General features: G+C 59.5%; 20 protein-coding genes and 3 tRNA genes. 4 read left to right on the top strand and 19 right to left on the bottom strand.

The genetic code is table 11. The features are described from left to right. Positions 1 to 50: 50 nt before the first annotated feature. Both asnB and OKC31_RS08105 read left to right on the top strand, forming a co-directional pair. Positions 51 to 1,715: an asparagine synthase B gene (gene asnB, locus OKC31_RS08110; RefSeq protein ID WP_270656707.1), complete on the top strand. Its 1,665-nt coding sequence runs from the start codon at positions 51 to 53 to the stop codon at positions 1,713 to 1,715. A gap of 245 nt (positions 1,716 to 1,960) precedes the next feature. Further along, on the top strand, positions 1,961 to 2,485 hold the full coding sequence (locus OKC31_RS08105; RefSeq protein WP_167569946.1) for an acyloxyacyl hydrolase: 525 nt from the start codon (positions 1,961 to 1,963) through the stop codon (positions 2,483 to 2,485). A 611-nt stretch (positions 2,486 to 3,096) separates the two neighbouring features. On the opposite strand, the gene OKC31_RS08100 is transcribed toward OKC31_RS08105, so the two are convergent. From OKC31_RS08100 to OKC31_RS08050, 11 genes are all read right to left on the bottom strand, one after another. Next, positions 3,097 to 3,183 (bottom strand) — tRNA-Leu (locus OKC31_RS08100). A 41-nt stretch (positions 3,184 to 3,224) separates the two neighbouring features. Next, positions 3,225 to 3,298: transfer RNA gene (locus OKC31_RS08095), tRNA-Cys, on the bottom strand. Between the two features lie 35 nt (positions 3,299 to 3,333). Next, positions 3,334 to 3,409: transfer RNA gene (locus tag OKC31_RS08090), tRNA-Gly, on the bottom strand. Positions 3,410 to 3,590: 181 nt separating this feature from the next. After that, positions 3,591 to 4,145, bottom strand: coding sequence for a CDP-diacylglycerol--glycerol-3-phosphate 3-phosphatidyltransferase (pgsA, locus tag OKC31_RS08085; RefSeq protein ID WP_031227442.1), 555 nt, complete (start codon positions 4,143 to 4,145; stop codon positions 3,591 to 3,593). A gap of 199 nt (positions 4,146 to 4,344) precedes the next feature. Then, positions 4,345 to 6,198 carry an excinuclease ABC subunit UvrC gene (uvrC, locus tag OKC31_RS08080; protein WP_270656706.1) on the bottom strand — a complete coding sequence of 618 codons (1,854 nt, stop codon included), beginning with the start codon at positions 6,196 to 6,198 and terminating at the stop codon, positions 4,345 to 4,347. Between the two features lie 127 nt (positions 6,199 to 6,325). Then, a complete protein-coding gene (gene uvrY / locus OKC31_RS08075) occupies positions 6,326 to 6,970 on the bottom strand; it encodes a UvrY/SirA/GacA family response regulator transcription factor (protein WP_005337448.1) in 645 nt (214 codons plus the stop codon). Positions 6,971 to 7,182: 212 nt separating this feature from the next. Continuing rightward, positions 7,183 to 7,950 carry a 3-deoxy-manno-octulosonate cytidylyltransferase gene (gene kdsB, locus OKC31_RS08070; protein WP_236367081.1) on the bottom strand — a complete coding sequence of 256 codons (768 nt, stop codon included), beginning with the start codon at positions 7,948 to 7,950 and terminating at the stop codon, positions 7,183 to 7,185. After that, the gene (locus OKC31_RS08065) at positions 7,947 to 8,135 is read right to left on the bottom strand and encodes a Trm112 family protein (RefSeq protein WP_005347033.1); all 189 of its coding nucleotides are present in this window, start codon (positions 8,133 to 8,135) and stop codon (positions 7,947 to 7,949) included. The genes kdsB and OKC31_RS08065 overlap by 4 nt, the downstream gene beginning before the upstream one ends. Positions 8,136 to 8,256: 121 nt before the next feature. After that, positions 8,257 to 9,252: a tetraacyldisaccharide 4'-kinase gene (lpxK, locus tag OKC31_RS08060; protein WP_236367080.1), complete on the bottom strand. Its 996-nt coding sequence runs from the start codon at positions 9,250 to 9,252 to the stop codon at positions 8,257 to 8,259. Beyond that, entirely contained in the window at positions 9,252 to 11,015 is a 1,764-nt protein-coding gene (gene msbA, locus OKC31_RS08055; protein WP_005359702.1) for a lipid A ABC transporter ATP-binding protein/permease MsbA, read from the bottom strand. Before msbA ends, lpxK begins: the two co-directional genes overlap by 1 nt. Positions 11,016 to 11,119: 104 nt before the next feature. Further along, the gene (locus tag OKC31_RS08050) at positions 11,120 to 13,321 is read right to left on the bottom strand and encodes a DNA internalization-related competence protein ComEC/Rec2 (RefSeq protein WP_270656705.1); all 2,202 of its coding nucleotides are present in this window, start codon (positions 13,319 to 13,321) and stop codon (positions 11,120 to 11,122) included. 27 nt (positions 13,322 to 13,348) lie between these two features. On the opposite strand from OKC31_RS08050, the gene OKC31_RS08045 reads away from it, so the two are divergent. Further along, positions 13,349 to 13,867 carry a DUF2062 domain-containing protein gene (locus OKC31_RS08045; protein WP_005350890.1) on the top strand — a complete coding sequence of 173 codons (519 nt, stop codon included), beginning with the start codon at positions 13,349 to 13,351 and terminating at the stop codon, positions 13,865 to 13,867. Next, the gene (locus OKC31_RS08040) at positions 13,861 to 14,364 is read left to right on the top strand and encodes a DUF2062 domain-containing protein (protein ID WP_042081972.1); all 504 of its coding nucleotides are present in this window, start codon (positions 13,861 to 13,863) and stop codon (positions 14,362 to 14,364) included. The genes OKC31_RS08045 and OKC31_RS08040 overlap by 7 nt, the downstream gene beginning before the upstream one ends. Positions 14,365 to 14,470: 106 nt before the next feature. On the opposite strand, the gene OKC31_RS08035 is transcribed toward OKC31_RS08040, so the two are convergent. The 8 genes from OKC31_RS08035 to OKC31_RS08000 form a co-directional block, all read right to left on the bottom strand. Beyond that, positions 14,471 to 15,661 (bottom strand): amino acid aminotransferase, encoded by a 1,191-nt coding sequence (locus OKC31_RS08035; protein ID WP_005350888.1) that lies wholly within the window; start codon positions 15,659 to 15,661, stop codon positions 14,471 to 14,473. A gap of 145 nt (positions 15,662 to 15,806) precedes the next feature. Further along, a complete protein-coding gene (locus OKC31_RS08030) occupies positions 15,807 to 16,748 on the bottom strand; it encodes a hypothetical protein (protein ID WP_270656703.1) in 942 nt (313 codons plus the stop codon). A 171-nt stretch (positions 16,749 to 16,919) separates the two neighbouring features. Beyond that, the gene (hdfR, locus tag OKC31_RS08025) at positions 16,920 to 17,792 is read right to left on the bottom strand and encodes an HTH-type transcriptional regulator HdfR (RefSeq protein ID WP_005337525.1); all 873 of its coding nucleotides are present in this window, start codon (positions 17,790 to 17,792) and stop codon (positions 16,920 to 16,922) included. Then, positions 17,792 to 18,163, bottom strand: a complete 372-nt coding sequence (locus tag OKC31_RS08020) for a DUF413 domain-containing protein (RefSeq protein WP_005350885.1) — start codon at positions 18,161 to 18,163, stop codon at positions 17,792 to 17,794. Before OKC31_RS08020 ends, hdfR begins: the two co-directional genes overlap by 1 nt. Positions 18,164 to 18,461: 298 nt before the next feature. Then, the gene (gene eco / locus OKC31_RS08015; RefSeq protein ID WP_005337529.1) at positions 18,462 to 18,944 is read right to left on the bottom strand and encodes a serine protease inhibitor ecotin; all 483 of its coding nucleotides are present in this window, start codon (positions 18,942 to 18,944) and stop codon (positions 18,462 to 18,464) included. Positions 18,945 to 19,162: 218 nt separating this feature from the next. Further along, complete coding sequence (gene glpQ / locus OKC31_RS08010; RefSeq protein ID WP_270656701.1) at positions 19,163 to 20,251, bottom strand: glycerophosphodiester phosphodiesterase; 1,089 nt, start codon at positions 20,249 to 20,251, stop codon at positions 19,163 to 19,165. 106 nt (positions 20,252 to 20,357) lie between these two features. After that, a complete protein-coding gene (gene glpD, locus OKC31_RS08005) occupies positions 20,358 to 21,845 on the bottom strand; it encodes a glycerol-3-phosphate dehydrogenase (protein ID WP_270656700.1) in 1,488 nt (495 codons plus the stop codon). Positions 21,846 to 22,162: 317 nt separating this feature from the next. Next, positions 22,163 to 22,921: a DeoR/GlpR family transcriptional regulator gene (locus OKC31_RS08000; protein ID WP_005337538.1), complete on the bottom strand. Its 759-nt coding sequence runs from the start codon at positions 22,919 to 22,921 to the stop codon at positions 22,163 to 22,165. Between the last annotated feature and the right edge of the window lie 56 nt (positions 22,922 to 22,977).

Here is a 22,977-nt window from a genome sequence, read left to right as displayed (position 1 = left end):
TCGAGCCCAAACGTGGGGGGCTCATATAAAAATCAAGAGGATTACCGCCAATGTGTTCAATTTTCGGCATTCTGGATATCAAGTCCGATGCAGTAGCCCTGCGCAAATCGGCGCTGGAGATGTCCAAGCGACTGCGTCACCGCGGGCCTGACTGGTCCGGCGTCTATAGCTCAGACAAAGCCATTCTGGTGCACGAGCGTCTGGCCATCGTCGACCCGGGCAATGGCGCCCAGCCGCTCTACAACCCCGAGCGCACCCATGTGCTGGCGGTCAACGGCGAGATTTACAACCACAAAGAGCTGGAGAAGAGCCTCAAGGTCGACTTCCAGTTCCAGACCAAATCTGACTGTGAAGTGCTGCTTGCCCTCTACAAGGAGAAAGGCCCGGCGTTTCTCGACGATCTCAACGGCATCTTTGCCTTCATTCTTTATGACGCCGAACAGGATGCCTACCTGATTGGTCGCGACCACATGGGGATCATCCCCCTCTATACCGGCCGCGACGAGCACGGCAATTTCTATGTCGCCTCCGAGATGAAGGCGCTGGTACCGGTCTGCAAGAGCGTCGAGACCTTCCCGCCGGGACACTATCTGTGGAGCAAGGATGGCGAGCTCAAACAGTGGTACAAGCGCGACTGGATGGAGTACGCCGCGGTCGAGCACAACGTCAGCGACAAGGCCGAGCTGAAAGCCGCGCTGGAAGCCGCGGTCAAGCGCCAGCTGATGTGTGACGTGCCCTATGGCGTGCTGCTCTCCGGCGGGCTGGACTCCTCCGTTATCTCCGCCATTACCAAACTCTATGCGGCGCGCCGCATCGAGGACGATGGCAAGAGCGAAGCCTGGTGGCCGCAACTGCACTCCTTCGCCGTCGGGCTGGAAGGGTCGCCGGATCTCGCCGCCGCCCGCAAGGTGGCTGACCATCTGGGCACCATCCACCACCAGATCCACTTCACCGTGCAGGAGGGTCTGGATGCCCTGCGCGACGTCATCTATCACCTCGAGACCTATGACGTCACCACCATCCGAGCCTCCACGCCCATGTACCTGATGGCTCGTTACATCAAGGCGATGGGGATCAAGATGGTGCTCTCCGGCGAAGGCTCCGACGAGCTGTTTGGTGGCTACCTCTACTTCCACAAGGCGCCCAACGCTCGCGAGTTCCACGAAGAGAACGTGCGCAAGCTCGCCTCTTTACATCTCTATGACTGCCTGCGTGCCAACAAGTCGATGGCCGCCTGGGGGGTGGAGGGTCGCGTGCCCTTCCTCGACAAGGAGTTCATGGACGTGGCGATGCGCCTGCAGCCCGCCGACAAGATGTGCGGCCATGGCAAGATCGAGAAGCATATCCTGCGCGAAGCGTTCGAAGATCTGCTGCCCCACGAAGTGGCATGGCGCCAGAAGGAGCAGTTCTCCGACGGCGTAGGTTATTCGTGGATCGACAGCCTGAAAGCCATGGTGGAACAGGAAGTGACGGATCAGATGTTCGAGGCGGCCGCATTCCGCTTCCCCATCAACACCCCGCTCACCAAGGAGGCCTACTTCTACCGCGCCATCTTCGACGAGCACTTCCCGCTGGAAGCCGCCGCCCGCACCGTGCCCTACGGCAAGTCGGTCGCCTGCTCCACTCCTACCGCGCTGGAGTGGGATGCCAAGTTCAAGGAGATGGCCGACCCCTCCGGTCGCGCCGTGATGGACGTGCACCAGCAGGGCTACTAAGCCTGCACGCCAACCCGAGCGGGTAACGTCAGATAGCAAAAAGCCCTTCACCATGGTGAAGGGCTTTTTCATCTCCCCATTGCCACGCCCGCCAAATCACATCAGGCCATGCAGATAGTTGATTTTTCATAAATATTTAATTTTTTTACCGAGTGACCATGCATTGACAGGGAGCGCGTCGATTGACTATGCCTGAAGGGTGATCAACAGGATCACCACGATGACAACAAGGATCGGGAGGGGGCATGGACGCTAACACTCTATCAAGGATCGGCCTGCTGACAGCACTGCTCGCCAGTCCGTCTGCAATGGCGAATGACAATATCGTGGTACTGCAGCTTGGCAAGGCCTTCAGCAATGAAAAGCTCGACATCAACATCGCCGACGCCAAGTTCCACCACATGTTCTGGCGCTGGGAAGACTCAAGCTGTCAATTTGGGGTGGGGGTACGTGCCGGAACGCTCAAGGTAGAAGATGAAGAGACCGCCAGACTGGGGGGCGGCGCCCGTATCGAATGCCAATGGGGTAACTGGGTGACCTGGCTCCCCGGCGAAATGGTCTGGCTCGATCAGTACCAATTTGGGACTCGCGGCCACGGCTACAAGGATTACGGCGGCCCCTTCCAGTTCGCTCTGGGTATCGGCCTCGGCTACGCCATCACCAAGAATTGGCTGATCGGCTATCAGTATGAGCACATGTCCAACGCCTATATGTATGACAAGAACCCGGGGCTGGACAGCCATACCCTCCATATCGAGTACCGGTTCTGATTACAGGCTTATGCCTTGGTCTGTAGACTACGCTGCGGAATACAGGTGTGCATGGTCCAAAACGACCAGACGATAACATCGTTCACCAACGGCGATGCAACCCAGAAGAAGAATATCGACGTGCAGCTAGAAGAAACGCAGGAGTGATAACTGGATCCGAGAATGGCCCCACAATGTGAGGCCATTCTCATTTCTGTCTGACAGCACACCGAAACATGGCCAGGGAAAGTCGCCGCATGAAGTGCGCCGTCAGGCAGAGCGGCATCATACAAGAAGATCCTGTTGCTCAACATTACAGGAAGGGTGAACCGCTTAAAAAAGCGCTGTCGCCACTTTGTCGCCATTTAGGCAAAATAAAAAGGCCACTATTTCTAGTGGCCTTTCGTAACTCTTTGATTTTAATGGTGCCGAGCCGCAGCCCAGACAGGGCACGGGTTAGGCACAATTGGGGGTACTTTTTACCCCTATCAGAACCAATACCCCCAGATGTACCCCCAAAGCTGGGGGTATGTTGTGACTAGACATGATACGACAAGATATAACAAAAAACCCGCAAAGCCTTGGGCCATGCGGGTTTCAGATATGTGGTGATACTATGTGATATTAACTAATGGTGCCCGAGGCCGGAATCGAACCGGCACGCCTCGAAAAGCGAGGGATTTTAAATCCCTTGTGTCTACCGATTTCACCACTCGGGCACCGCAATCGGTATCAAGCTCGCGTGGCGGGCTTGTCAATATGGAGGCACGTTCCGGAGTCGAACCGGACTAAACGGATTTGCAATCCGCTGCATAACCGCTTTGCTAACGCGCCATGCAAAAGAGAGTTTGCTCTCTATTGTCTGAATTTGGAGCGGGAAACGAGACTCGAACTCGCGACCCCGACCTTGGCAAGGTCGTGCTCTACCAACTGAGCTATTCCCGCATTGGTCTGGCTGACTGCCTGACTACGAGGACGCATTCTAGCGATGTTCCTCGCCCAGTCAACCAGAAATATTTAATTACCTGATCGTTCGGGCATTTTTTGCCCTTTTTGAACAGTTTTAGCGCCTTTGGCCGTTTCCTGCCTCAAATCAGCGGAAACCTCACCTTGCGGCGCAAGTGACTCACAGGTTGGCGTGGTGGGTCAAATCGCCCCAGGCCGCCTTCATGTACTGGAACATCGACCAGAAGGTGAGCACGGTGGCGACATAGAGCATCACATAGGCGAGCCACACCATCCAGACGTTGTATTGCCAGATAAGACCGGTGAGCGACACCATCTGGATCATGGTCTTCCACTTGCCAATCCAGCTGACCGCCACCGAGGAGCGTTTGCCGAGCTCGGCCATCCATTCGCGCAGGGCGGAGATGATGATCTCGCGGCCAATCATGGTCATGGCGGGGATGGTCACCCAGATGGTGTTGTAGTGTTCGACAATGACCACCAGTGCAGCGGCAACCATGATCTTGTCGGCAACGGGGTCAAGGAAGGCGCCAAAGGCGGTGGACTGATTGAGCTTGCGAGCCAGATAGCCATCAAACCAGTCGGTGGCAGCGGCCAGAATAAAGATGATGGCGGCAGCCAGATAGGACCATTGATAAGGCAGATAGAACAGGATGACGAAGACGGGAATGAGCAAAATCCGGAAAAACGTCAACAGGTTAGGTATGTTTGTCATTATTTTCAGCCACTTCTTGTACGTCGCTACATAGTGCGCCAAAGCCGAATTGCTATGCAACCGCACTGGCGCCCGTCTTGGTCTTTTTAATCCATCAATCTTCTCAAAATGCGAGAGCCATTATGGCATTTACGGCCCCCCCGCGTCACGGCTCTTGTGCATCAAGGAGTTAGCGATTTTACCATGCTGCTAACCCTGCTCAGGCGCTGTGCAAGCCATCGTGGATGGTCTGGGCCAGCTCCTGACTGATGCCGGGTACCTTGGCCAGTTCATCCACGCTCGCCTTTTTGACCTCCTGCAGGCCGCCCAGATATTTGAGCAGCACCTGCCGCCGCTTTGGCCCCACCCCCGGAATATCCTCCAGACTGCTGCTGGTGCGGGCCTTGGCCCGTCTGGCACGGTGGCCAGTAATGGCAAAACGGTGGGATTCATCGCGAATATGCTGAATAAGGTGCAAAGCGGGCATATCTGCCGGCAAATGCAGCTCTTCGTGGCTCTCCCCCATGATGAGAGTTTCCAACCCCGCCTTGCGGGTGACCCCCTTGGCAATCCCCACCAGCAGCGGATATTTGCCCCCGAGAAACTCCAGCTGACGGGCCAGGATCTCTTCGGCGCGGCGCAACTGGCCGAGGCCACCATCAATAAACAGCACATCAGGCACCTTGTCCGGCTCCTGCTGCTTGCCAAAGCGGCGCTCCAGCGCCTGCTCCATCGCCGCGTAGTCATCACCACCAGTGATACCGTCGATGTTGAAACGACGATATTCCGATGAGAGCGGCCCCTCCCGGTTGAACACCACACAAGAGGCCACGGTGCGCTCCCCCATGGTGTGGGAGATATCGAAACACTCCATGCGGGCAATGGGGCGCTCCAGCTCCAGCAGCTCTTCCAGCTGGTCGTAGCGGGCGGTGATGGTGCTCTTGTGAGCCAGCCGCGAGCGCAGCGCCGTCTCGGCGTTGATGGAGGCGAGCTTGATAAAGCGGGCCCGCTCGGCGCGGGTACGGCTCACCACCCGCACCTTGTAGCCGGCGGTCTGGCTCAGGGTCTCGGCGATGACGCTTTCGTCCTCGAGGGCCACATCGAGCAGCACCTCGCTCGGGATCTGCCGCCCCCCCTGCCCCGACAGATAGAACTGCAGCAGGAAGGATTGCACCACCTCGTCAAGCGGGGTATCGGCCGGCACTTTCGGGAAGTAGCTGCGCGAACCGAGCACCTTGCCCTGACGGATAAATAACACGTGAATACAGGCAGCACCTTGCTGGAAGGCCACCCCCACCACATCCAGCTCGTCCAGCACGTTGCCGCTCACCGACTGCTGTTCGGTGACCCGGCGCAGCGCCAGGATCTGATCCCGATAGCGGGCTGCCTCTTCAAAGCGCAGATCGCCGCTAGCGGACTCCATCTTGCCCACCAGCTCGCCAATCACCTGCTGGTTCTTGCCCGCCAGAAACAGCTTGGACAGCTCCACCTGCTGGGCATATTCGGCCTCGCTCACCAATCCGGCCACGCAAGGGCCAGCGCAACGCTTGAGCTGATAGAGCAGACAGGGACGGGTGCGGTTGGCATAGACCGCATCCTCGCACTGGCGTACCGGAAATATTTTCTGCATCAGGTGCAAGCTCTCGCGCACCGCGCCGCCAGAGGGGTACGGGCCGAAGTACTCCCCCTTCACCTTGCGGGCGCCGCGATGGACGCCGATACGCGGATGCTGGTGCGCGGTGATGATGATCCAGGGGTAGGATTTGTCGTCCCGCAGCAGCACGTTATAACGGGGCTGGTACTGCTTGATGAGATTGTGCTCGAGGATCAGCGCCTCGGTCTCGGTGTGGGTGACGGTGACCTGGATATCGGCGATCTGTCGCACCAGGGTGCGGGTCTTGATGCTGTCGACGTTGGTGCGAAAGTAGGAGGCGAGCCGCTTTTTCAGATCCTTGGCCTTGCCCACATAGATCACGGTGCCACCGCTGTCATACATGCGGTAGACGCCGCTCTGATGGGTGACGGCGCTCAGAAACGCCTTGCTGTCGAAGAGAGGTTCGGGAGAGAGGGTCATCAGCTACTCGGCTCACACAAAGGCAAAAATTGACGGGCAGAGCATACTGCCCCCGCCGCCTGAAAAGCAAAAGGGCAGAAAAGCAAAAAGGCGGCACGCGCCGCCTTTGTGACCACACGCTACCCGATTAGAGGGTATCGGCATCCAGCATGCCATAGCGAATGGCCAGATGGGTCAGTTCCACGTCACCGTTGATCCCCAGCTTGCTGAACAGACGATAGCGGTAGCTGTTGACCGTCTTCGGGCTCAGGTTGAGCTGCTCGGAGATATCGGTCACCTTCTGCCCCTTGGTGATCATCATCATGATCTGCAGCTCGCGCTCGGAGAGGGACTTGAAGGGATTCTCGTCAGCGGAGGCAAATTGGCTGAGGGCCATCTGCTGGGCAATCTCCGGGGAGATGTAGCGCTGACCGGAGTGCACCAACCGGATCGCCTGGATCATCTCGTCAGGGGCAGCCCCCTTGGTCAGGTAACCGGCGGCGCCGGCCTGCATCACCTTGGTGGGGAACGGATTTTCTGAATGAATGGTCAGCACTATGATGCGCACATCGGGGCGGATCCGCAGAATTTTGCGGGTCGCTTCCAGACCACCAATACCCGGCATGTTCATGTCCATCAGGATCACGTCCGGATGGTGTTGGCGACAGAACGTAACTGCTGTCTCGCCGCTCTGTGCCTCACCCACCACCTTGATCCCGCGCACATCTTCAAGAATGCGTCTTATCCCTGTACGCACCAGCTCATGATCATCGACCAGGAATACATTTATCACCCAAACACCCCGTTTTATCTCGTTTTAGCCGCCCGGTTAGGGTTAACAGGGCGTCTTGCATCATAACCAAACTCGTCGCTTTGGCAAACCATGCACGCCAAAAGTTTGAGAAAACCCATGTTTAGCGTTTAAAATCAAATAATTATATAAATTTTCAAAACAAAAAACGGTGCCTTGCGACACCGTTTTTCATGACGTTAGTGCTGTGGCCATCACTTGGCCAAAAAGGCGCGCACCTTCTCCAGATCGGCCTGGGTATCCACCCCGACCGGCGGCGCTTCAAGGGCCTGGGCGACGTGGATCTTCTCCCCGTACCAGAGCACCCGCAGCTGCTCCAGCGCCTCGACCTGCTCCAGCACGCTCGGTGCCCAGTCTACGTAACGCTGGATAAAGCCGGCGCGATAAGCGTAGATGCCGATATGGCGCTGGTAGTGGTCACCAATCTGCTCGTGGCTCCCAGCAATGCGGTCACTGGCAGCAAAGCGATCCCTATCCCAGGGAATGCTGGCGCGGCTGAAGTAGAGGGCGTAGCCATCCTTGTCAGTCACCACTTTCACTGCGTTCGGGTTGAACGCCTCCTCGGCATCCTTGATCGGCACCGACAAGGTCGCCATCGGCGCCGTGGCGGCGGCCAGATTATCCGCTACCTGACGAATGATGGCGGGCGGAATGAGCGGCTCATCCCCCTGCACATTGACGATGATGGTATCGGCGGCAAAGCCGTAGTGACGGCACACCTCGGCCAGACGCTCGGTGCCGGACTGGTGATCCGGTGAGGTCATGCACACCTCGACGCCGGTGCTCTGCAGTGCCTGCTGCACCCGCTCGTCATCGGTGGCAACGATCACCCGATCGGCACCGGATTGCAGAGCTTTCTCCACCACGTGCTGCACCATGGGTTTACCATGGATATCCGCCAGCGGCTTGCCCGGCAGACGAGTTGACGCATAGCGGGCAGGAATGACGACGACGAAACTCATGACGGCAGCTCATCGCTGTTGAGCGGACGGGCACGGTTCTCCAGCAGTACCGGGATCCCCTCCTCCAGCGGATAGGCCAGCTTGTCAAAGCGGCAGACCAGCTCATGAACTGCTTTGTTGTAATGCAGCTTACCCTTGCAGACCGGGCAGGCGATGATGTCGAGCAACTTGATGTCCAAAGCCAAAACGATACTCCTTCAACGATGTCGCGCTGGCGGCTTCATCACGCCAGCGATGGATGTCGAGCAACCAGATATTCCATGCGGGGCATATTCCCCCCCTGCTCCCCCGCCGAGGCGAGAGAGATTAATCTTGCGCCCTGGTCGCGCCCTTTGCCTTCGCCCCCAGCTTGTGCAGCAGGGTGTCGAGCAGAGAAGCAGGCAACTCGGCACTGACCGGCAGATACCACCAGTTATCGAGGGCAAACGCGCGGCACTTGACCGCATCCTTCTCGGTCATCAGCAGCGGCTTGCTGGCAAAGCGGCCCACCAGCTCATCCCGATCGAAGGGGTGATGATCGCCGTAGGCGGCCTGCTGATCCAGCTGATAGCCGAGCCCTTCCAGGGTGGCAAAGAAGCGGGGTGGATGGCCAATCCCCGCCAGCGCATCAACCGGCCCCGACAAGGGGGCGGCAAGTGGTGCATCGTCGCGCACCCGGCGCGGGGTGTCGGCGACCAGTTGCATGGGGTACTCCCCCTTGCCCGGCTCGCCGCCGTTGCAGATGATGGCGTCCACCCGTTTGAGACGAGTGATCGGCTCGCGCAGCGGCCCCATCGGCAGCAAGCAGGCGTTGCCGAAACGGCGCGCGCCGTCCACCACCACCAGCTCGATGTCGCGGGCCAGCGCATAGTGCTGCAGGCCGTCGTCGGTGATGATGATATCCACCTCACCGCTCTGCTCCAGCAGTCGTACCGCGTCGGCCCGTTTCGGGGCAACCACCACCGGACAGCCGCAGCGCCGGGCAATCAGCACCGGCTCATCTCCGGCTTGCGCCGTGGTGCTGGTCTCATCCAGACGATAGGGATAATGGGGCGCCTTGCCACCATAACCACGGCTCACCACCCCGGGTCGATAGCCACGGGCTTGCAACTGCTCCACCAGCCAGACCACCACCGGCGTCTTGCCGTTGCCCCCGACCGAAATATTGCCCACCACGATCACCGGCAAGGAGGCGCGATACCCCTTGCGCCAACCGTGACGATAGGCATAGCGGCGGCTGCCGCTGATGATGGCAAACAGCAGGGCAAAGGGGGCCAGCAACCAGCGCCAGCCACTCTTTGCATACCAGAGCCGTTCCAGCATCAGGCCTTGCTTCCCGCGTTGCCAAACTGAATGGCGCGCAGCTGGGCATAGGTACCGCGCTGCTCCATCAATGCTTCGTGGTTCCCGCGCTCGACGATATGACCTTCGTCGATCACCAGGATCTCGTCTGCCTTCTCGATGGTAGAGAGACGGTGGGCGATCACCAGCGAGGTACGGGCCTTGCAAAGCTCGTCGATAGCCGCCTGAATGTGGCGCTCGGACTCGGTATCGAGGGCCGAGGTGGCCTCATCCAGCAGCAGAACCGGCGCATCGCGCAGCAGAGCGCGGGCGATGGCCACACGCTGGCGCTGACCACCGGAGAGGGATGCACCGTTTTCGCCAACCACAGTGTCATACCCGTTGCTCATCTTGCTGACAAACTCGTCGGCGTGAGCGATACGGGCGGCCTGCACGATCTGGTCGCGGCTGTATTTGTCTTCAGCGGCGTAGGCGATGTTGTTGGCCACCGAGTCGTTGAACAGGTGAACATGCTGGGAGACCAGCGCGTACTGCTTGCGCAGCTCGCTCAACTTGTATTCGCGGATGTTGATACCGTCCAGCAGGATCTCGCCCTGATCGATGTCGTAGAAGCGGGTCAGCAGGCTGGCAATGGTACTCTTGCCGGAGCCGGAACGGCCCACCAGCGCCACCGATTTACCCGCCTCCACCTTGAAGCTGACGTTGTGCAGCGCCGGGGTGTCCTTGGTCGGGTAGGTGAAGGTGACGTTGCGAAACTCGATCTCGCCGCGCGCACGCTCCAGAGTGCGGGTGCCGGTATCCTGCTCCGGCTCGGTGTCGAGCAGGCCAAACAGGCTGTGGCAGGCGGTTATGGCACGCTGGAACTGGTTGTTGACGTCGGTCAGGCTTTTCAGCGGCTTGAGCAGCATCATCATGGAGGTGATCATGACGGTAAACGTACCGGCAGTCAGAGTTGACTTGACGCTGTCAATGGTCGCGACGTAGAGGAAGGCCGCCAGCGCGATGGAGGCTACCATCTGCACTACCGGGCTGCCGATGGCATCGGCGGCGACCATTTTCATGGTCTGCTGGCGCATGTTGTTGCTGACCTGGAAGAAGCGTTTCTCTTCCACCTTCTGGCCACCAAACATCAGCACCTCTTTGTGCCCTTTGAGCATCTGCTCGGTGGAGGTGGTGATATCCCCCACCGCCTGCTGGATGTGACGGCTGATCTGGCGGAAACGACGGCTGATAAGGCCGATGATGACCCCCACCAGCGGGCCAACCACCAAAAAGATCACCGACAGCTGCCAGGAGTGCCAGAACATCAGGCCGAGCAGGCCGACCACGGTCGCCCCTTCCCGCACCAGGGTCACCAGCGTGGTGCTCGCCGCCGAGGAGACCTGACTGGCGTCATAGGTCACCTTGGAGAGCAAATGACCGGTGTTCTGACGGTCGAAGAAGCTCATCGGCATCGCCACCATGTGATTGAACACCTGCTGTTGCAGACGCATCACGACGTGGTTGCCAACCCAGGCCATGCAGTAGTTGGAGAGAAAGTTGGCGACACCGCGCAGGGCCACGATGCCGAGGACGAAGAAGGGCATCCATTTCAGAACGGTGCTGTCGTTGCCATTGATGCCCTGATCGATCAGCGGCTTGATGGAGTAGACAAAGGTGGTATCCACGGCGGCGTAGCCCAGCATCCCGATGATGCCACCGACCAGGCCCAGCTTGCGATCACGGACATAACCGAGCAGGCGTTTGAATACTGGCCAGCTCTCTTGTGAGGTTTCTTGTTGCATGAATAGCCGTTAGTAATGGAAATGACGGGCTATTCTAGCCAAAGCGCAGGCTTACACCAAGCGCCGCCACCTATATCGCATTCCTACACGGCAGAAATGGCCGATTATTGCTCAAACCACACTCGCGGTCGCCACCAGTCGCCACTGCGCCGGTACCAGGGCCCCACATCTCGCTCGGCGGTGACGCTCAAGCCCGCTGCGGTGGGTTCGACCAGCATCGCCCCTTGCTGACCGGTGATCCACTGGCGGGCATCCCGATAGCGGGCCACTACATCGGGACGAGGAAAGCCCCACTGATTCATAAAGCCGGCGCTGTGGATCACCTCCTTTGCCGCTACCGCCGCAACAAAAGGGGGCGTGGAAGAGGTGCGACTGCCATGATGGGGGCTCACCAGCAAGGTGCTGGCCAACCCCTCCCCCTCCAGCGCCACCAGTCGTTGTTCGGCCTGCCGTTCGATATCGGCGCTCAGCAATATGCTGCGCTCGCCATCGCTGATGCGTACCACGCAGCCATCGTTGTTACGCCCACCGCCTGGGTATTCGGGCCAGAGCACCACAAACGAGAGCCCCTGCCAGCGCCACTGTTGCCCACGCTGGCAGAGCGTTGTTCCCTCACTGAAGGGGTAAGAGGAGAGTTCGTGGCGCACCGGCATGGCGCTGAGCAGTCGCTTGCGATTGCCGGCATGGTCCCGATCCTTGTGGCTGATGATGAGGCGATCGATGAGCCGGATCCCCAGATGGCTCAGCTGGGGCAGGATCACCGCATCCGCCATGTTGTAGCCTCCGGGATAGCGATCGCCGGTGTCATAGAGGATGGCACGCTCCCCCTTGCTGATCAGCACCGCCAGCCCCTGCCCCACATCCAGCACCCGCAGTTGCCAGCGGGCAGGTGTTGGCCAGAGTGCCAACAACAGCGCACACAGACCCGGTAGCAACAGCCAGCGTGCCGGGCGCCACTGTGCGGCGAACCAGAGCAGCAACAGCAGGGTGCAAAGCGGCAGCCACCAGCCAGGCAGTGGCCACCACAGTTGCAGTTGATCGGAAAGCCAGTTCAGGATCGTCAACACCCACCCGAGCCCCAGATCCGCCAGCCAGAACAGGACATAGGCAAGCGAGGTGGAAAGCGGCGCAAGCAGCACACCGATCAGGGCCAGCGGAATGATAGCGATACAAAAGAGCGGCACCGCCAACAGGTTGATCACCATGGCGAGCGGCGCTATCCCCTCGAACAATGCCAGTTGCAGCGGCAGCAGACCGAGCAACAGCCAGAGCTGGATATGCCAGAGCCCCGGCTTGTCGTGGACATATCCCACCAGCAGCAGGATGGCCACCGCCAGAAACGAAAGCCAGAAGCCGGCCGAATAGAGTGCGAAGGGATCCCATAGGGTCAGCACAACAAAGGCCCACAGCCAGATGCGCCAGGCCGGCCACTCCCGCCGGCTCCAGCGCAGCACACTCCACACCAGCACCATGATCAAAGCCCGCTCGGTCGCCACCGCAAACCCAGCCAACGCGCTGTAGACGGCGGCAAACAGCAGGGAGGTGATGATGGCGCCACGCAGGCCAAACAACCTGCCCAGCCACCACCCGAGCACCGCCACCAGCGCAATGTGCTGCCCTGAAATGGCGATGATATGGGTCAGGCCGCTACCGCGAAACAGCTCCCACTGGGCATCCGTGATGCCGCTCTGCTCGCCAAAAGTGAGCGCCGCCAGCAAGGGGGCATGGTCAAGCGGACGCCAACTCTCGGTCGCGGCCCCCAACCAGCGTTCACGCCAACCCGCAGGTGCCTGTTGAATATCTATCACCCGACGCAGATTGCCAGTGGCGGTGATCCCCTTGCCCAGCAGCAGACGCCGCCCATCCAGCCCCGCCTCGTTGGCCAGACCGTGAGCCGGTTTCAACGAGGTCACCAGGGTGATCCGGCTGCCTACCGTCATGGCGGGTAATGCCTGATAGGCATTGACCCGGATCAGGGGCTCAGGTGTCACCGGTTGCTCGTCGAGGGTGCTCACCCGCAGCAGCAGCCGGACAAATTTATCCCCCTCGGGCTCTGCACTTTGCAGCTGTGCGGTTATCATGTGGCTCGTCTGATCGCCCAACCGCTCCAGCCAGGCCAGCCGATAGGCAAGATTGGCCTGCATCCAAAGGATGCCGAGCAGGAGAAACAGCCACCGCCAGGCACGGCAATATGCAAGGGGGATCAGCAGGGACAGCAACAGGCCCCCCCATGCGAGTGAAGGTAACCATGGCCAGAGCAGTGAGGAGCTTGCCCCCAGGGCAAACGACAACAGACGCAGATCCATGGAGCAAGTATTTAGCAAGGTTTCAATATGCCCAAACGACTCATTAAACGCTGGATGCCCGATCAGCAAACCCTGAAAGAACACAAGCACCTGCGACTGTTCGGCAAACTGCTGCTCGATGCCAACCTCTGGCACCTCAACCGCCGCTCGGCTGCCGGGGCATTTGCGGTGGGCCTCTTCATGGCCTGGGTGCCGCTCCCCTGCCAGATGCTGCTGGCTGCCGGTGGCGCCATCCTGTGCCGGGTCAATCTGCCGCTCTCGGTGGCGCTGGTCTGGCTCTCCAACCCCTTTACCATGCCGCCCCTGCTCTATGGCGCCTATCTGGTAGGTTGCCAGTTGCTGGGACATTCGGCGCAGCAGATCGAGATTGAATTCACCTGGGAGTGGCTGGTCTCGGTACTGGGCACAGTGGCACCGCCGCTGTTGCTGGGCTCGCTGATCCTGGCCCTGCTCAGCTCCCTTATCGGTTACACCCTGATCCGCACCTTCTGGCGGATCAGCACGGTGCGCCAGTGGCAAAAACGCAAGATGGCCCGCCCATGCTGAGTCGCTGGTTTGCCCGCTTCAAGCTCGATCCCGATACCCTGCGCCAGCAGAAGTGGTTTGCCCTGTTTGGTGAGCGACTGCTTGCCCCAGCCCTCTGGCAAGGGGGCACCCGCGCCCTGAGTGGCGCGGTGGCGGCCGGGATCTTCGCCTGCTGGTTCCCCATCCCGATGCACTCGCTCATCGCTGTCGGTCTGGCGCTGGCATTCAGCCTCAACCTGCCGCTGGCACTGCTGGCGGTCTGGTTCAACAATCCGCTGACCCTGCCATTCATGTATCTCTACGCCTATCGCACCGGTTGTCTGGTACTGCACCAGACGCCGGAGCCTTTCCACCTCAGCTGGACCCTCCACTGGCTGGAGCAGGAAGCGGCCACTCTGGTACCTCCCTTCCTGCTCGGCAGCCTGCTGCTGGCGGTACTCACCGCCCTGAGCGGCGGCGCCCTGACCGCTCTGCTGTTGCAACTGCGCAAGCTGTGGCAAGGTGCCCGCCACCACTGAGTCGCCCTTACCCTTGTTTGGCGATCAGCCGTTGGCGATCAAAAAAGCCCGTCACCAAGGTGACGGGCTTTTTCATGGCATAGTGCCAGAGCACAAGGCGATGCGATTACAGCACCTTGGCGATCGCCTCGCACAGAGGATCGATATTGGCGCGGGTAATACCGGCTACGCTGATCCGGCCGGAGCCGACGATGTAGATGGCAAATTCGCTCTTGAGGCGCTCCACCTGATCCTTGGTGAGACCGGAGAAGGAGAACATGCCGTTCTGCTCGCGGATAAAGCTGAAATCCTGGCTCACGCCGAGGGCAGCCAACTTCTCTACCAGCAGTTCGCGCATCTCGCGAATACGCACCCGCATAGCGGCCACTTCTTCGACCCACTCGGCATAGAGAGCCGGATCGCTCACCACGGCGGTGACCACAGCGGCACCGTGTGACGGCGGGTTGGAGTAGTTGGCACGGATCACGGTCTTGACCTGAGTGAAGGCCACATCGGCGATCTCCTTGGTTGCGCTGACCAGCGTGAAGGCGCCGACCCGCTCGTTATAGAGGCCGAAGTTCTTGGAGAAAGAACTCGCCACCAGCAGCTCGTCATGGCACTCGGCGAAGATGCGCAGACCTTCGGCATCCTCTTCGATACCACGGGCAAAACCCTGATAGGCAAAGTCAAACAGCGGCAACCAGCCGGCGGCCGCACTCTGCTTGGCCAGCGCTCGCCACTGATCGCTAGTGGGGTCGATACCGGTCGGGTTGTGGCAGCAACCGTGCAGCAGCACCAGCTCACCCGGCTGCACTTCGGCCAGCGAGGCCTGCATGGCGGCAAAGTCGAGCCCCTTGGTGGCGGCGTCGTAGTACTTGTACCACTTGACGGTCAGGCCCGCGGCCTGGAATACGCTGACGTGGTTGGCCCAGGTGGGATCGGAGATCCAGATGGTCTTGGCCAGACCGTTGCGCACCACGAATTCGGCCGCGATACGCAGGGCACCGGTACCGCCCGGCGCTTGCGCGGTCTTGGCGCGACCGCTGGCAACCAGCGCAGAGTGCTGCCCGAACAGCAGTTGCTGCACGATGCGGCCATATTCGATATTGCCTTCAATACCGAGGTAGTTCTTGGTCTTCTCGTCGGTCAGCAGCTTCTGCTCGGCTTTCTTGACGCAGTGAAGAATGGGGGTGGCACCGGACTCGTCCTTGTAGATCCCTACGCCCAGATTGATCTTGTGGCTGCGAGAGTCAGCGCGGAAGGCTTCGGTCAGGCCCAGGATCGGATCCGCTGGGGCGGCAACAACCTTTTCAAACATGGTATTCCCTGTATTCCGTTGAGTTCGTTGGGTGGCAAAGCGGCTTGATAAACAAAAGCGCTCATCTGGCGAGCGCTTCGTCAACTCTTTATATCACCGCGTTCAATGGGGGAAAACCGCTTTTTGGCTCGCTTTCAGGCCAATTTCAACCAACGGCATGCCACGCTGGCGCCAGTGCGCACACCTCGGCCGATAAGCCACCATTGGACTCAACCAAACCGCTACAAACTGCTAACAATGGCTTGGGGATCCGGCTCGGTTCCCAGGGCCGGGCCTCAGTCAAAGGTTGGGCATACGCGCTGAGGATGGGAGCCAGATCACGGGGCAGCCACCAGCTGGCCGGACGACCCAAGCGCTGGGCCAGCGCCTGCAGCCGATCCACCCCTGCAGGGTCGAGGGCGGTGAGATGACTCCACAGCACATTGGGGGGCAAGGCGGCCACCACCTGCTGCAAGGCGAGAGGAGCCGATGGGGGAGCCCACACCAGCAAGGTACCAGCATCAAGGGGCATCTCGGCAAAGGCGCCGACGCTATCTGTGGTGATCACCCGCTCGATACTCCCCTCCCCCCACAGGATCTTGCCAAGACCCGCCAGGGTGCGTTCGGGCAGCGCCACCTCCCCCAGCGCCAGCAACCAGGGGGCTGCGTCGATCAGGGTACCGCCGCTGAAAAAGAGGCTGAACGGCTGGGCGGCGCGCAAGCGCAACAGCTGATCGGCGCAGAGCCGGATCCCCTTGTCCTCGAAATCGATCTGCTCGTTGGGGGTGAAGTTCACCTCGCTCTTGCGATAGAGCGCCGCCAGCACCCGTTCGTTGACCAGCTCCCCCAATTGCCAGCCCTGACCATGCAACCACTCCTCTGGCTCGGGGGGAGCGGTGGCGATCTCGGCCAGCATCAGCTCGCGGGTGAGATAGCGCCGCCCGGCCGGGGTGAGCTCATAGCTGTGGCTGCCGTGGGCGAGCAGCAGCTGGTTATCCTTGAGCAAGCCCACCAGCGGTTGCCACTGGCGGCCACGGATCACCACTGGTGAGTGGCTCAGCAACTGCTGCGCCAGTGCCCGCCATTCGGGGTGACTAAAGTCGATCAATTACAATCCATCCCTGTCAGTGCTCAATCGGATAAACAGCCTGAAAAGGTACCGTTACAGGCCGATGACGCCAAGCCTTCCGCGCCAATTACGTGACCTCGCTCCCTGCAATTTTCCCCAAACAGAAGAGCCCACCGTGGGGTGGGCTCTTCCTTGGATAACACTCGACGCTTATTCGACGTTGAGGCGCAGCTCGGCATCGTGCCAACCCAGTGGCAGGGTCAGCAGCTGATCGATCAGCTCCCGGCGATCTGATTTCTCCAGATAGGCGAGATAGAGCGGACGGCTCAGCGGCTGGCCCCCCTCCACCAGATGGAGCGCCCCCTTCTCGAGGAAGGGGCTGACCATCCGCCGTGGCAGGTAGGCAGCACCACCGTTGGCCAGCACGAACTGCAACGCCATGCTGGCGGAGCTGGAGTGCAGCACCGGGGTCTTTTGCAGGCTCTGCAACCGGCTGGGTTGCGGCTCGAAGCTGGTGCCCCAGTCGAGGTGGATGTGCGGCATCTGCATCAGGTTGTCGGCATTGGCGGCCGGATCCCGGCTCACCAGCTCGAACACCAGCTCACCGATGGGATGCAGGGCAATCTCGTCGATCTTGGTGGGCTCGGAGAGCAGGGCCAGATCGAGGGAGCGCTCCAGCAACTGGCGGCAGAGATGCTCGCGGGAGGCTGTTTCCAGCCGCACCGCCAAACCGGGCGCCAGTGCATAGATGTGATTGAGCCAGTCGTTGAAATCGAGCTCCCAGAACACCGCGGGCGCGCCGATAGCCAACTGCTGGCTGAATCCTGGCGAGAGCGCCACATCCTGCTTGGCGCGACCAAGGGTGTGCAAGATGGCGTCTGCGTAGGGCAGCAGACGCTCACCGGAGGCGGTCAGACGGATATTGTTGCGATGACGGGCAAACAGACTGACACCCAGTTGCTGCTCTAGCTGGCGGATCCGGAAACTCACCGCCGACTGGGTCAGGTAGAGATTTTCAGCAGCCCGGCCAAAATGCCGGGTCTTGCTCACCTCGATAAAGGTCCGAAGCAGCTCGGTATCCATTAATCGATGGACTCGTCACTGCCACCACCGCTGCCACCACCGACATCAAAGCTGCCGCCACCGCTGCTCTCTTCGCTGGCGCCGCCGACGACGGTGCAGAGGCGATGAACGCGCTTGGGACCGATCACCTTGAGGTACTTGAACCACACCTTGGCATGGGGGTTGGCGCCGGCTTCGCCGGATTTGACCTGCTCGACGAAGGCGGACTCGACATCGTCACGGGGTGCAAGGTTGCCCTGGTAGAGTGCCAGCATGGCGGTGCCATACTTTTCCAGACTGTCCGCTTCGGCCACAGTGAATTCGCCACTGCGACGCAGGCCACGGGGAAAATGTTTGAAGTCGTTGAAACGCTTGTCTGATTCGAAGCTCATAGTGCTCTTTTTTCTGGTTAGTTTGACCTTTGCGGGCAAGTATCATCAGGCCATCGCCGAGTGCAAAATCAATTTTCTCACTATGTTAATAAATATCTTTTATCGAAGTCACTTTGCCCCATAGCTGACGCCGATTTTGTGGCATAACACACAAAAAACGTTGATAAATAATAAACTTATGTAAACGTGCAGCCAATTTGCACGTCACTTTCTGGACTGTGCAGGCAAAAATAAAGCGCCATACGGCGCTTTATTTATCACATCAGGTGAACCAGCTGAACCTTTGGTTCAAACATGCTTACTCAATCATGGCCGGTTGGGCCAGGTTGTCGGCACGCCACAGACGGTAGCGCACTTCATACTCCTGCGGCACGTAGATCACGAACGGCAGTTTTGAGTTGTAGTTCACGAAGAAGCCCTGACCGTAGATCTGGACGAAGGTCTCTTTCTGCTGGTTATCCGGGCACATCATCAGGGTGCTGATGGGGTCGGAGACTTTGCCCAGTTTCAGGTAGTTGTAGCCCCAGCCTTTGACGCTGTGCTGTTCCAGGTTGCCTGCAAAACGCGGTACGTTGCAATCAACCATCATCTTTTTGCCGACCTGCAGCTCGACCATCATGTCGGCTTCTTTCTCGACTTCAGGCAGGCGGATCACCACACGTTCCTGATTCACGTCAGCGGCTGGGAACATGCTGATATCAAATTTTTTCGGCTCGGCGGCGAAGGCATGGCCACCCAGCAACAAGGCGCCCAGCAGGCTAAAACGCAATACGGTTTTCATCTGTACCTCATGGGGTTGGTTCAACGCCGCTAGACTAACCGCTCTGCCGATTTCATGCCAGCGATCTGCTACGTAAAAACTGCGTAAAATGATGCAGATCCGGCACACCATGACGTGATCTGGCTATTTTCTGACAGGGCGCACACTCCCGTTGCGGGAACCTGAAACAAAAAGCGAGGCCAATTGGCCTCGCTTTGCATTCAAATGGCGCCAGAGTGCTATTTGGCCGCCTCTTGATGGGCCTTGATGACGGCCACCGCCTTGTCGGGGAAGTCGCTGAACACCCCATCCACATCGGCCTGATAGAGGAAGATGTTAAGGAGATCGGTGAAGTCCTTGGCATAGGCCGGGATCTGCCCCTCATCCTGACGGAAGGTATAGGGGTGAACTTTCAGGCCCGCCGCATGGGCTTCTTTTACCATGCCGGTGAAGACCGGTTTGCCCAAAGTGCCCGGCTCGGTGACGATCATCGGCTTCCACGGGCCAATCCCTTCGGCATAGCTGGCGATGGTTTTCATCGCCCCCGGCTTGAACATCCAGTCATAGTTGTAGGGGGTCGCCTTGCCCTTGGCGTCGTAGACCATGGTCTCGTTCCAGTCGGTCTCGGCCATCAGCTGCACCAGTTTCAGATCCATACCCATGGCGGGCATCAGCTCGCTGTTGATGCGCTTGAGTTCATCGGCATCGAAGCACTGCAGATAGACCTTGTCATCCTTCCCGGTGTAGCCGTACTCCTTGAGCACCTTCAGCACCACCTTGGAGATATCCTTGCCTTCGTGACGGAACAGCCAGGGCGCCTTGATCTCCGGGTAGATGCCGATGTTCTTGCCGGTGCTCTTGTTGAGCCCCTGGATCATCTCGATCTCCTCCTGGAAGGTGTGGATCTTGAAGTCTGACTTCCAGAGCGGGAAGCGGGCCGGATAGACCGACACCTGCTTGCCATCCACCAGCTGGAACGGTTCGGTCATACGCAGGGAGCGCACCTCGTCCAGAGTGAAATCCACCACATAATAACGGCCGTCCGGACGGGCACGGCCGGGGAAGCGAGCCGCCACATCGGTGATACCATCGAGGAAGTGATCGTGCATCACCACCAGCTGGTCATCCTTGGTCATCACCAGATCCTGCTCCAGATAGTCGGCCCCCATGCCATAAGCCAGCGCCTTGGACTCCAGGGTATGCTCGGGCAGGTAGCCGGAAGCGCCACGGTGGGCGATCACCACCTTGCCTTCATCGGCAGCCAACACGGGTAATGAGAGGGATGCCCCAAGGCTCAAGGCGATGAGGGAAACGGCGAGTTTTTTCATATGTGATGCTCTTTATTATTGTGTGTAGGTAATTGTTCTATCAGAGGTTTGTTGCACATTTACGGTGGAAAGCGGTGGGCAGCAGCGCACTGCCCACCGTCACGCATCAGCTCGCCTTGCGCAGAGCCTGATGGTATTGGTCGAGCCAGATCTGCAGCATCTGCTGCTCTGAGTCGTTCAGGCGCAGCCCCAGCTTGCTGCGGCGCCAGAGGATATCATCCAGTGAACAGGCCCACTCCCGCTCGATGAGATAGCGCACTTCCGACTCGTAGAGGCCACCACCGAAGTGAATGCCGCGATCCTCTTTCAGCCAGAGACGGGCATGGGCGCCATAGGCTTCGGCAATGCGCAGGGCGCTACGATCATCAAGCCAGTCAAACTCCAGTGCAAAAGCGCGGGCCAGCTCGCGTACCGAGCAGTCAAACTCGCCGCCGGGCAGACGGCTGGTCGCCGTCCAGTCATCCCCCATCTGGCGAAACCAGGGCTTGAGCTTGTTGCAGGCGGCCTGCGCCAGCTTGCGGTAAGTAGTGAGCTTGCCGCCAAACACCGACAAGAGCGGCGCACCGTCAGACTCGCCAGACAGTTCGAGGGTGTAGTCGCGGGTCACCGCCTGCGGTGAATCTGACTCGTCGTCACAGAGCGGGCGCACCCCGGCGTAAGTCCAGATCACATCTTTCGGCGCAATTTGGCGAGTGAAGTGGGCGTTGACCACCTTGCACAGGTAGGTAATTTCGGCCTCGCTGATCTTCGCTTCCCGCGGGCTGCCGTGATGCTCCACATCCGTGGTGCCGATAAGGGAGTAGTCCTGCTGATAAGGGATGACGAAGACGATACGGTTGTCTTCGTTTTGCAGAATATAGGCCTCTTCGCGCTCATGGATGCGCGGCACTATCATGTGGCTGCCTTTAATAAGGCGAATGCCGCGGGGGGATTTCTCGTGCAGGCTCTCGTCATAGAAGGTCTTGACCCAGGGGCCCGCCGCATTGACCAGACCACGGCAGGTGACGGTGAACTGCTCACCCCCTTCCCGCTCCAAAGTGAGCGTCCAGTGTTTGGATCCGCGCACCGCCTTGATGCAGCGAGTGCGGGTCTGCACATCGGCCCCCTTGTCACGGGCCATCATGGCGTTAAGCACAACCAGCCGGGCATCGTCGACCCAGGCATCCGAGTATTCAAACCCCTTATTGATCCCTGCGGTCAAGCCATCTTGCGGGAGGAAGCGCACACCACAGCTCCCCTTGAGCTTGTCGCGCTTGGCCAGATTGTCATAGAGGAACAGACCGGCGCGGATCATCCAGGCCGGACGCAGGTGCGGGCGGTGCGGCAGGCGAAAACGCATGGGACGGGCGATGTGGGGCGCCATACCGAGCAGCACCTCACGCTCCGCCAACGCCTCTTTCACCAGCCGGAATTCGTAATGTTCGAGATAGCGCAAACCGCCGTGGATCAGCTTGCTGGAGTTGGACGAGGTGGCAGAGGCGAGATCTTGCGCCTCAAACAGGGCAACCTTCAGACCCCGTCCTGCCGCATCGGCTGCGATGCCGACCCCGTTGATGCCGCCACCGACGACGACCAGATCATAATGTTCGCTCATGTTCACCTACTTTCATTTTTATGATTGCCATAACAGCAATGTTTGATTTCGCTCATTTTAGAACATGAAAATACAACAAACGAACATTTTATGGCGAAAGTGTGATCGCCACAGCCCGCCAGAGGTGGCAAAAGTGATACGGCAAGTGACCGAATGGCGTCGGGCTAAAACCGGCGGGTTAATAGCCAAAAAAACCTGATTGAATAGTGGTTTTGGCAATACCCATAAAGGGGTGAGATGAGTGCGGGACTGGGGGAGAGAAAGATAAAGGAGGCCGCCCTGACGGGCGACCGGCACAGCCTTGGCGTGTTTCGCCGTCAGCAGATGTGGCAGGCGATCTGGTGTTGCGCCATCAATCGCGCCAGCTTTTCCGGTGGCTCCTGATCGGTAAAGAGGGCGTGGATCTGGCTGAGATTGCCCAGATTGACCATGGCATTGCGACCAAACTTGGTGTGGTCGGCGGCCAGGAACACCTGACGGGAGTGGGCGATGATGGCCTGGGCGATCTTCACCTCGTGATAGTCGAAATCGAGCAGGGAGCCGTCGTTGTCGATCCCCGAAATCCCGATGACGCCATAGTCCATGCGAAACTGACCGATGAAGTCGCGGGTCGCCTCCCCCACGATGCCGCCATCGCGGTTGCGGATCTCGCCGCCGGCAATGATGACGGTGAAGTCATCCTTGGCCGTCAGAATGCTGGCCACGTTGAGGTTGTTGGTGACGATGCGCAGCTCGCGGTGATCGAGCAGGGCGCGGGCAATGGCTTCGGTGGTGGTGCCTATGTCGATAAAGAGCGATGAGCCGTCGGGAATATTGGCCGCTACCTCGCGGGCGATGCGCTCTTTCTCCTTGAGTTGCATCACTTTACGGGCGCTGTAGGCGGTATTGACGGTACTCGAATGCAGGGAGGCACCGCCGTGATGGCGCCGGATCTTGTTCTGTTCGGCGAGATCGTTCAGATCCCGGCGAATGGTCTGGGGGCTGACGTCAAAGTGGGTCACCAGATCGTCGGTCGAGACAAATCCCTGCCGCGTCAGGACGTCCAGGATCTCCAGATGTCGTTGGGTTTGCTTCACGCTTGCACTCCGATGATGAGACAAAAAAAGGCCCCGGCAGATGCGGGGCCTTTTGG

Source organism: Aeromonas sp. Y293-4, from assembly GCF_027705905.1.
GTDB lineage: Bacteria > Pseudomonadota > Gammaproteobacteria > Enterobacterales > Aeromonadaceae > Aeromonas > Aeromonas veronii.
This window is presented reverse-complemented; position numbering and strand designations above follow the sequence as displayed.

Excerpts from the sequence above, each read along its gene's own strand:
- asnB (WP_270656707.1), top strand. The coding sequence starts at position 51 with ATGTGTTCAATTTTCGGCATTCTGGATATCAAGTCCGATGCAGTAGCC.
- OKC31_RS08105 (WP_167569946.1), top strand. The coding sequence starts at position 1,961 with ATGGACGCTAACACTCTATCAAGGATCGGCCTGCTGACAGCACTGCTC.
- pgsA (WP_031227442.1), bottom strand. The coding sequence starts at position 4,145 with ATGACAAACATACCTAACCTGTTGACGTTTTTCCGGATTTTGCTCATT.
- uvrC (WP_270656706.1), bottom strand. The coding sequence starts at position 6,198 with ATGACCCTCTCTCCCGAACCTCTCTTCGACAGCAAGGCGTTTCTGAGC.
- kdsB (WP_236367081.1), bottom strand. The coding sequence starts at position 7,950 with ATGAGTTTCGTCGTCGTCATTCCTGCCCGCTATGCGTCAACTCGTCTG.
- lpxK (WP_236367080.1), bottom strand. The coding sequence starts at position 9,252 with ATGCTGGAACGGCTCTGGTATGCAAAGAGTGGCTGGCGCTGGTTGCTG.
- msbA (WP_005359702.1), bottom strand. The coding sequence starts at position 11,015 with ATGCAACAAGAAACCTCACAAGAGAGCTGGCCAGTATTCAAACGCCTG.
- OKC31_RS08050 (WP_270656705.1), bottom strand. The coding sequence starts at position 13,321 with ATGGATCTGCGTCTGTTGTCGTTTGCCCTGGGGGCAAGCTCCTCACTG.
- OKC31_RS08045 (WP_005350890.1), top strand. The coding sequence starts at position 13,349 with ATGCCCAAACGACTCATTAAACGCTGGATGCCCGATCAGCAAACCCTG.
- OKC31_RS08040 (WP_042081972.1), top strand. The coding sequence starts at position 13,861 with ATGCTGAGTCGCTGGTTTGCCCGCTTCAAGCTCGATCCCGATACCCTG.
- OKC31_RS08035 (WP_005350888.1), bottom strand. The coding sequence starts at position 15,661 with ATGTTTGAAAAGGTTGTTGCCGCCCCAGCGGATCCGATCCTGGGCCTG.
- hdfR (WP_005337525.1), bottom strand. The coding sequence starts at position 17,792 with ATGGATACCGAGCTGCTTCGGACCTTTATCGAGGTGAGCAAGACCCGG.
- OKC31_RS08020 (WP_005350885.1), bottom strand. The coding sequence starts at position 18,163 with ATGAGCTTCGAATCAGACAAGCGTTTCAACGACTTCAAACATTTTCCC.
- eco (WP_005337529.1), bottom strand. The coding sequence starts at position 18,944 with ATGAAAACCGTATTGCGTTTTAGCCTGCTGGGCGCCTTGTTGCTGGGT.
- glpQ (WP_270656701.1), bottom strand. The coding sequence starts at position 20,251 with ATGAAAAAACTCGCCGTTTCCCTCATCGCCTTGAGCCTTGGGGCATCC.
- glpD (WP_270656700.1), bottom strand. The coding sequence starts at position 21,845 with ATGAGCGAACATTATGATCTGGTCGTCGTCGGTGGCGGCATCAACGGG.